This window comes from Pseudomonas sp. KK4, assembly GCF_001984065.1.
GTDB lineage: Bacteria > Pseudomonadota > Gammaproteobacteria > Pseudomonadales > Pseudomonadaceae > Aquipseudomonas.
In genome coordinates, this window is the sequence record NZ_LYVP01000257.1 from 1 (window position 1) to 628 (window position 628).

Sequence of the window (628 nt, forward strand, 5' to 3'; positions counted from 1 at the left end):
CAGCGACCGGGCTTGGAAACCCGTCAAGTCAAACGCAACAGCCCCATCACAACAGCGGACGTTTTCGTCCGCTTCCCTGTGTTATGGCAGTTGTGCGTGGGACGTCTTCGGACGTGCCGGTTTCCTTGACTTCCGGTTTTCCAACCTGCGTACAGCTGCCACCATTTGCTTGGAAACGAATGTGGCAGCTCCTCAAGTTAAGGAGCTACACCATGAACAAGACAAATCCGCCCTCACCCTCAGAACTAAAAACCATCGGCTTCACCCCCTTCCTGTACCTCTCGAACCAACCCCTGTTCCACGTCTGCCGAGACGTCCCCCTCACCGACGCCCTGAACCAAGCCTCCGACCTGCTACACCTCGCAAAATCCCTGACCATGGACGCCGCTTACACCGCAAACAGCGACCGCCACGCCTGGGCCGCGCACTACCTGACCGCAATGAGCAAAGCCGTGATCGATGACGTGGCGAAGGTGCTGGAGCGCGATCGCGATCGCAAGCACAGAAAAGCCAACCAACAACAGTAACCCACCCCCTGTAGGAGCGAGCATGCTCGCGATGAAAGTCGGGACAACGCGGGCATTCAGACAGCCAGCGTCATCGTTGACGACCATCGCGAGCAAGCTCG

General features: G+C 58.3%; 1 protein-coding gene. It reads left to right on the plus strand.

Features of this window, described 5'->3' with window-relative positions:
• Positions 1-212 precede the first annotated feature (212 nt).
• On the plus strand, positions 213-527 hold the full coding sequence (locus B0W55_RS29400; protein WP_077049388.1) for a DUF3077 domain-containing protein: 315 nt from the start codon (positions 213-215) through the stop codon (positions 525-527).
• The last annotated feature ends 101 nt before the right edge of the window (positions 528-628 follow it).

Bases quoted from the DNA above. Each gene is read 5' to 3' on its own strand.
- B0W55_RS29400 (WP_077049388.1), top strand. From the start codon at position 213: ATGAACAAGACAAATCCGCCCTCACCCTCAGAACTAAAAACCATCGGC.